Origin of the sequence: Pseudomonas sp. NPDC096925 (genome assembly GCF_044762545.1) — a bacterium.
In the GTDB taxonomy this organism is placed as follows: domain Bacteria; phylum Pseudomonadota; class Gammaproteobacteria; order Pseudomonadales; family Pseudomonadaceae; genus Aquipseudomonas.
In genome coordinates, this window is sequence record NZ_JBIWEM010000002.1 from 936,053 (window position 1) to 942,751 (window position 6,699).

Consider the following 6,699-nt stretch of genomic DNA (forward strand, 5'->3'; position numbering starts at 1 on the left):
GGGCCTGAGGGGTACGCGCCAAGGGCCGCTTTGCGGCCCATTCGCGGGCAAGCCCGCTCCCACAGGGATATCACTGCCCTCAGGCTTGGTGATATCCCTGTGGGAGCGGGCTTGCCCGCGAATGGGCCACAAAGTGGCCCCTGTCGCACGCGGTCATTGGATGAACCGGACCTGGCTGTCGATCTTCTCGATCACCGCCCCCTTGCGCTCGTTGAAGCGGGCCCTGTTCTGCTCGAACAGGTTGTTGCCCTTGGTGTCGATGGAGATGATCAACGGGCCGAACTCGCGCACGCGGTTCACCCACAGCGTCTCCGGCATGCCCAGGTCCTGCCATTCCGCGTGCTCGATCTCTTCCACCTGGGTCGCCGCCAGCACCGCGCAACCGCCTGGAAACACTGCATGCACTGCCTTGTTCTCAAGGCTATCATCGAACTGGGCCGCGAACTGCCGGTCGACCTGCGTGGCGGCGCCTGGCGGTGTGGCAGTAAGGCCGCTCAGGAACGATCCGGCCCCAATCAGGCAGTGGCTACTTTCTTGAAGCCTTGCCGCTGGGCACATGCAGGTAGGACATCACGCTTTCTGTCAACTCTGTCGCCAGCTTCACCGCTTCCTTGTTGCGCGCCATGGCGCCGGCTACCAGCCCTTCTATAAGTGCCAGCACGGCAATGTTGGAGCTGGTAAGCACCGGATGATCGGCGGGCGCGAACAACACGTGGTGAGCGATGGCTGTCAGGGGGGAAGCGGGCGAATCGGTAATCGCCAGCACCGTGGCATTGCGTTCGCGGGCAAAGCGCGACAGCTGAAGGGTGTCCTGGGAGTAGCGGGGCAGGGTAATCGCCAGCAGCACATCCTGCTCGGTGATGGCAGCCAGACGGTAGGCGGCATTCTCGTTGCCACCCTCCATGCTGATGGCACAGGTGTCCTTACAGAACGGTACCAGCGTCGAGGCCGCGAGGCCGGCCATGTAGACACTGTTGCCGAAACCCAGCACGTAGACTTTGCGTGCCGCAATCAGGTTGCTGACGAAGGCTTCGAACGCATCGGCCTGGTTGTTGCTGGCGGCAGTGGCCAGGTTGCTGCTGGCGCTCTGGATCTGCTCATGCAGCCCAAAATCGCCACCGGGCCGCTGGGCCAACTCATTGCGCAGTTTGTCCACGGGCGAGACCATTTGCTGCAAGGTCGTCACCAGCTCGGCTTTCATGCCGCTGTAGCCGCCCAGTTGCAGGGCCTTGGCCAGGCGATTGACGGCCGCTGGCGAAGTGCCGGTGGCTTGGGCCATGTCTTCGATGGTCAGGGTCGCTGCCTTCAGCGGGTGACGCAGGATGTAATCGGCGACCTTGCGCAGCGAAGGCGGCAGGTCGGTCAGGCTCTCCGACAACTTGCGCATGACTGGCGAGGCGTACACGGTGGTGTTTTTCGAATTGCTCGGCATGCGGCTCAACACTCCCTGAATGAGTGCCGTAGTGTATCCCAAGGCTTCCCCGGCAGCAGCCGGGGGCGCCGGTGGAGGCTTACTTGAGGCTGCCGGCAAGGAATTGCTGCAAGCGTTCGGACTGCGGACGAGCGAGTACCTCGCGCGGATCGCCACGCTCCAGGGCCAGCCCCTGATGCAGGAACATGACCTGGTTGGAGACTTCGCGAGCGAAGCCCATTTCATGGGTGACCACCACCATGGTCCGGCCCTCCTGGGCCAGCTCCTGCATCACCTTCAGCACCTCGCCGACCAGTTCCGGGTCGAGCGCCGAGGTCGGTTCATCGAACAGCATCACCTCCGGCTCCATGGCCAGGGCCCGGGCGATCGCCACGCGTTGCTGTTCGCCACCGGACATGTGTGCCGGGTAGGCGTTTCGGCGATGGCTGACGCCGACCTTGTGCAGGTAGTACTCGGCTTTCTCACGGGCATCCTTGCGGCTCATGCCCAGTACATGCACCGGGGCTTCCATGACGTTGTCCAGGGCGCTCATGTGTGACCAGAGATTGAAATGCTGAAAGACCATGCTCAGCCGTGAGCGCAGGCGCTGCAGTTGTTTCGGGTCAGCGGCCCGCAGCCCGGCGCGTGGGCAGGTACGCAACTTCAGGCGTTCGCCATTGACCATGATCTGCCCGGCATTGGGTTGCTCGAGCAGGTTGATACAGCGCAGGAAGGTGCTTTTGCCCGAGCCGCTGGAGCCGATGATGCTGATCACGTCGCCTGCCTTGGCCTGCAGCGAAACGCCCTTGAGTACCTGGTGGTTGCCGTAGCTTTTGTGCAGGTCCTGAATTTCCAGTTTGTTCATCGATGGGTACTCGTTGGTATCAGTCGCTGAGCAAGCGACCGTGGCGAATGGGCAGGCTGCCAGCGACTTTCGCCAGCCAGAGGCCCGGTTGGGCGAAGCGAAGGCGTTCGCGGGCATAGAGAATGCCGTCGGTTGTGGCCCTGACTACGCTGTGGCTGTCACTGAGCGGGTCGATGACTTCGAACAGTGGGTCGCCGGTTCGAACCTGCGCACCCAGAGGTTGCAGATAGCTGACTACGCCTGGGTGTTCGGCATAGGCGTACTGGGCGCCGGCAAACGGTGTGGCCTGGCAGCAATGGGTCGGTGCCTCGGGCCATGGGCCGCTGACCAAGCCCTGGTCGGCCAGGTAGGCAAGAATGTGCTCTGCGTCGGCTTGGCAACGTTCTCGCTCGGTATCGGCCATGCCGCGCAGCTCGATGGTGGTGGCGATACAGGCCAACGGGATGTTTGCCTGCGTAAAATGCTCGGCCAGCTTCACCCATGGCAGCGCACAGGCTTCGTCGAACGCATTGCCGCCAGCATCCTCGGCCAGCAATGCAGCTTCAGCACCCAGGCGTGCCGCCAGCGAGCGCAAGCGGGGCCAGTTTTGCGGCAGTGCATACAGCAGCATCACCGATTCGAAATCACAGTGCAGGTCCAGCACCACATCGGCGTCGCACGCATGCTGCAGAAGCAGGCGACGAAGGCCTTCGAGCTCCGATGGCGCAGCAGGCAAGTCGTCGAGGATGTCGAGCATGGTGCGGCGAATGATGGCCACGTTGGCCTCGCCATCCTCGTCTAGATGGCCCTCCAGGCGCCTGATGAGCGCTTCGGTCAGTGCCGGAAAATCGCGGTTGAAGTTCTTGCCGCTGCTGAACTCGAAACGGCCTTGATGGGTGGCCTGGAACATCTGGCCGATACCGATCGGGTTGGCCAGTGGCACCAGTTCTATCACGCCCGTGAGTCGGCCTTGGGCTTCCAGCTCGGCCAGACGGGCCTTCAATGCCACCGCCACGCGCATGCCGGGCAGTTCGTCAGCGTGCAGAGAGGCCTGGATATAAGCTTTGCGCGGGCCGTTGCCGAAGCGGAAGAGGCGCAGAGTGCGCTGGGTACCGCAGGCACTCCAGGGCAGGATATGGTCGATTTGCTGCATGGGTGCTCCTCAGTGCTTGCGTGGGGCCAGGTACTTCAGCCAGCGGCACTCGGCCAGCTTGAAGAGGCGAACCAGCAGGAACGTCAGGGCCAGGTAGATCAGCCCCGCAGTAATGAATGCCTCGAACGGAAGGTAGTAACGAGCGTTGAAGGTTTTTGCCGCGCCTGTGATATCGACCAGGGTGACGATCGAAGCCAGGCTGGTGGTCTGTAGCATCATCAGCACTTCGTTGCTGTACTGCGGCAGCGATCGACGCAGGGCCGACGGCAGCAGGATGCGCCGGTACAAGGCCAGGCGCGACATGCCCATGGCACGTGCGGCTTCAACTTCGCCGCGCGGCGTGGCCCGCAGGCTGCCGGCCAGCAACTCGGCGCTGTAGGCGCTGGTGTTGAGGGCGAACGCCAGGCAGGTGCAGAAGGTTGCGCTGGACAGGTACGGCCAGAGCGGGCTCTGACGCACAAGTTCGAACTGTGCCAGGCCGTAGTACACCAGAAACAACTGCACCAGCATCGGTGTGCCACGAATGACATAGGTGTAGAGCCAGGCCGGGTAGCGCAGCAGGCAGGAATGCGAAACGCGCATCAGTGCCAGTGGGATAGCCAGTGCCAGGCCGCAGGCCAGGGAAATCAGCAGCACCTTCAGGGTCAGCGCAATGCCGTTCAGGTACAGCGGCAGGTTCTGCCAGATAAGTGGGTAGTCAAGCATCATGCAAACCTTCCCTTCATAGTTCGGCGGCTTTGAAACCGAACGAATAACGCTTTTCCACGCTGCGCAGCAGCACCAGCGACAGGCTGGTCAGCAGCAGGTAGAGCCCTGCCACGGTGAGGAAGAACGTGAACGGTTCATGGGTGGCATCGGCTGCGTTCTTGGCCTTGAACATCATGTCCTGCAGGCCGATCACGGAAATCAGCGCGGTCGACTTGATCAAGACCAGCCAGTTGTTGGTGAAACCCGGCAGCGCCAGGCGCACCAGCTGCGGCACGCTGATCCGCCAGAACACCTGCAGGCTGCCCATGCCATAAGCGGCCCCTGCTTCGGCCTGACCCTCGGGAATGGCGAGAAAGGCCCCGCGAAAGGTTTCCGAAAGATAGGCACCGAAAATGAAACCCATGGTGCAGACCCCGGCGATGAACGGGTTGATGTCGATGTACTGCTCGTAGCCCAGCGCCAGCGCAAGACGGTTGATCAGGTCCTGTCCGCCATAGAACACCAGCAGAATCAGGACCAGGTCAGGAATGCCGCGCACTGCCGTGGTGTAGATCTCGCCCAGGGCTGCCAACCAGCGCAGTGGTGACAGCCGGCAGGCGGCGCCGACCAGGCCGAGGCTGATGGCCAGGGCCATCGCCATCAGGGCCAGGCTGATGCTTAACCACGCGCCATCGAGAATGCTCGAACCGTAGCCGTGAAGCATGATGAAAGTCCTCGTCAGCCGGGGTCATTGGCCGTAGATATCGAACGGGAAGTACTTGCTCTGCACTTGCTGGTAGGTGCCGTTGGCGCGAATGGCGGCAATGGCGGCGTTCAGGCGCGCCAGGTTGGCGCTGTCCCCCTTGCGCACGGCAATGCCCGCACCCCGACCGAAGTAGCGGGGGTCGTTGACATCCGGACCGACAAGCGCAAAACCTTGGCCGGCGGGCGTCTTGATGAAGCTCTCTTCGGTATTGACGATGTCGGCGAGGGTGGCATCCAGCCGCCCCGCGGCCAGGTCGAGGAAAGCTTCGTTCTGCGAGGCGTAGCGCACGACCTCGACACCTGCACTTTCCAGCTGCTCGGTAGCGAAGCGGTCATAGGTGGAGGCACGCTGCACGCCGAGCTTCTTGCCTTTGAGGTCCTGCATCGGGTCGCTGATCTGGCTGCCGGACTTCATCGCGAACTTGCCCGGGGTGTGATAGTACTTGTCGGTGAAGTCGACGGACTTGAGCCGATCTTCAGTAATCGACATTGACGACAGCACGGCGTCAATCTTGCGCACCTTCAACGACGGGATCATCCCGTCGAACTCCTGGATCACCCACTGACATTTGACTTGCATCTGCGCGCACAGGGCGTTGCCGATGTCGTAGTCAAAGCCGGCGAGTTCGCCTGCGGGGGTGCGGTAGGAGAAGGGCGGATATGCCACTTCGATCCCGATGCGCAGGCTGCCTTCGTCAGCCTGGGCCAGTGCGCTGCAGGCACAGAGTGCCAATGCGCCTAGAAGTCCGGTCTTGTTCATATTATTGACTCCGGTGGATAGGGCAGTACCGGCCTGAGCCCGTTGTGGGGCTCGGTTCGGCATGAAGAAAAATGACATGTTTAATTTCACAAATCAATATCAATGAAAATAGTCGTGTCAGCCTGGTGACTGCCGGTCATCCGGCGTGCACGGAGGTGGGTGCGAAGATGGCTGCTGCGTGAGGCGCGGGGCTGGCCTGGCGTATCGTGTCCTGGCTCGCTGGGCGACCACGGCACTTGCATCACGCTATACTCCGCGCCTTTTGCCAGCACCGGAATCCGCCCATGCGCCAGGTTTTGCTCATCGTCGATGTCCAGTCCACCTTCAGCCCGCCCGAGTGGTTGGTCGATGGCCTGCGCCGGTTGTCGGCCAACATCCCCACCATTGCCTCGGTCGAGTTGCACGATGAACAGGTCACGCCGTTCGAGCGCCAGCTCGGCTGGCACCCGGCGGCGGAGGACGAGAGCCTGGTCGAAGCCGATCAGGTGTTCGTCAAGCATGGCTACGGGCAGAGCGCAGAGGCCATCGAGTACATCCGGCAACTGGGTGTGGAGCGGGTGCTGGTATGTGGGCTGCAGACCGAAACTTGCGTGCTGGCCGCCGGTTTTGCCCTGTTCGATGCGGGGCTGATGCCCACCTTGGTCACCGACATGACGGTAGGGTCTTCGCTGGACAGGTCGGGCAAGCTGGGGATCGAGCTTTGGCAGCATCACTTCCGCCAGGTCACCACCTCGGCCGAGGTGCTCGCCGAATTGGCCCTACGAGGCTAAGGCATGCAGGCATCATGCGGGCATGCATCTGGGCTGTGCTGTCACGTAGAGAACTGAATTCGCAAGCGGTCTGTGGGAGCGGCTTTAGCCGCGAAGAATCCAACGCGGAGCCTGGCACCGGCTGCGCCGGTGTTCGCGGCTAAATCTGCTCTCACAGGGTCCCTGCTAATTCAATGAGTCGTGTGCCGTTCTGTGGGACATGGCCCAGTCTTTTGGGCTGTGCTGTCACGTAGAGAACTGAATTCGCAAGCGGTCTGTGGGAGCGGCTTTAGCCGCGAAGAATCCAACGCGGAGCCTGGCACCGGCTGC

The 6,699-nt window shown here is 62.2% G+C and carries 7 protein-coding genes and 1 pseudogene; 1 reads left to right on the forward strand and 7 read right to left on the reverse strand.

Going from position 1 to position 6,699, the window contains the following annotated elements; genetic code table 11:
* Window positions 1-153 precede the first annotated feature (153 nt).
* The 7 genes and pseudogenes from ACIQYU_RS10365 to ACIQYU_RS10395 all read right to left on the reverse strand — a co-directional run.
* Window positions 154-420, reverse strand: a pseudogene (locus tag ACIQYU_RS10365) (fumarate hydratase C-terminal domain-containing protein); the annotation flags it as partial.
* A gap of 106 nt (window positions 421-526) precedes the next feature.
* Window positions 527-1,432, reverse strand: coding sequence for a MurR/RpiR family transcriptional regulator (locus ACIQYU_RS10370; RefSeq protein WP_046613995.1), 906 nt, complete (start codon window positions 1,430-1,432; stop codon window positions 527-529).
* A gap of 79 nt (window positions 1,433-1,511) precedes the next feature.
* Complete coding sequence (locus tag ACIQYU_RS10375) at window positions 1,512-2,276, reverse strand: ABC transporter ATP-binding protein (protein ID WP_207836191.1); 765 nt, start codon at window positions 2,274-2,276, stop codon at window positions 1,512-1,514.
* Between the two features lie 19 nt (window positions 2,277-2,295).
* Window positions 2,296-3,408 carry a succinylglutamate desuccinylase/aspartoacylase family protein gene (locus ACIQYU_RS10380; protein WP_233687989.1) on the reverse strand — a complete coding sequence of 371 codons (1,113 nt, stop codon included), beginning with the start codon at window positions 3,406-3,408 and terminating at the stop codon, window positions 2,296-2,298.
* 9 nt (window positions 3,409-3,417) lie between these two features.
* Entirely contained in the window at window positions 3,418-4,116 is a 699-nt protein-coding gene (locus tag ACIQYU_RS10385; protein WP_402799445.1) for an ABC transporter permease, read from the reverse strand.
* A gap of 13 nt (window positions 4,117-4,129) precedes the next feature.
* On the reverse strand, window positions 4,130-4,819 hold the full coding sequence (locus ACIQYU_RS10390) for an ABC transporter permease (RefSeq protein ID WP_233687988.1): 690 nt from the start codon (window positions 4,817-4,819) through the stop codon (window positions 4,130-4,132).
* 24 nt (window positions 4,820-4,843) lie between these two features.
* On the reverse strand, window positions 4,844-5,620 hold the full coding sequence (locus tag ACIQYU_RS10395) for an ABC transporter substrate-binding protein (RefSeq protein ID WP_207836169.1): 777 nt from the start codon (window positions 5,618-5,620) through the stop codon (window positions 4,844-4,846).
* Window positions 5,621-5,904: 284 nt separating this feature from the next.
* Between ACIQYU_RS10395 and ACIQYU_RS10400 the strand changes: the two genes are divergently transcribed.
* Window positions 5,905-6,390, forward strand: coding sequence for an isochorismatase family cysteine hydrolase (locus ACIQYU_RS10400; protein WP_063913728.1), 486 nt, complete (start codon window positions 5,905-5,907; stop codon window positions 6,388-6,390).
* Window positions 6,391-6,699 lie beyond the last annotated feature (309 nt).

Bases quoted from the DNA above. Each gene is read 5' to 3' on its own strand.
- ACIQYU_RS10370 (WP_046613995.1), bottom strand. From the start codon at position 1,432: ATGCCGAGCAATTCGAAAAACACCACCGTGTACGCCTCGCCAGTCATG.
- ACIQYU_RS10375 (WP_207836191.1), bottom strand. From the start codon at position 2,276: ATGAACAAACTGGAAATTCAGGACCTGCACAAAAGCTACGGCAACCAC.
- ACIQYU_RS10380 (WP_233687989.1), bottom strand. From the start codon at position 3,408: ATGCAGCAAATCGACCATATCCTGCCCTGGAGTGCCTGCGGTACCCAG.
- ACIQYU_RS10385 (WP_402799445.1), bottom strand. From the start codon at position 4,116: ATGATGCTTGACTACCCACTTATCTGGCAGAACCTGCCGCTGTACCTG.
- ACIQYU_RS10390 (WP_233687988.1), bottom strand. From the start codon at position 4,819: ATGCTTCACGGCTACGGTTCGAGCATTCTCGATGGCGCGTGGTTAAGC.
- ACIQYU_RS10395 (WP_207836169.1), bottom strand. From the start codon at position 5,620: ATGAACAAGACCGGACTTCTAGGCGCATTGGCACTCTGTGCCTGCAGC.
- ACIQYU_RS10400 (WP_063913728.1), top strand. From the start codon at position 5,905: ATGCGCCAGGTTTTGCTCATCGTCGATGTCCAGTCCACCTTCAGCCCG.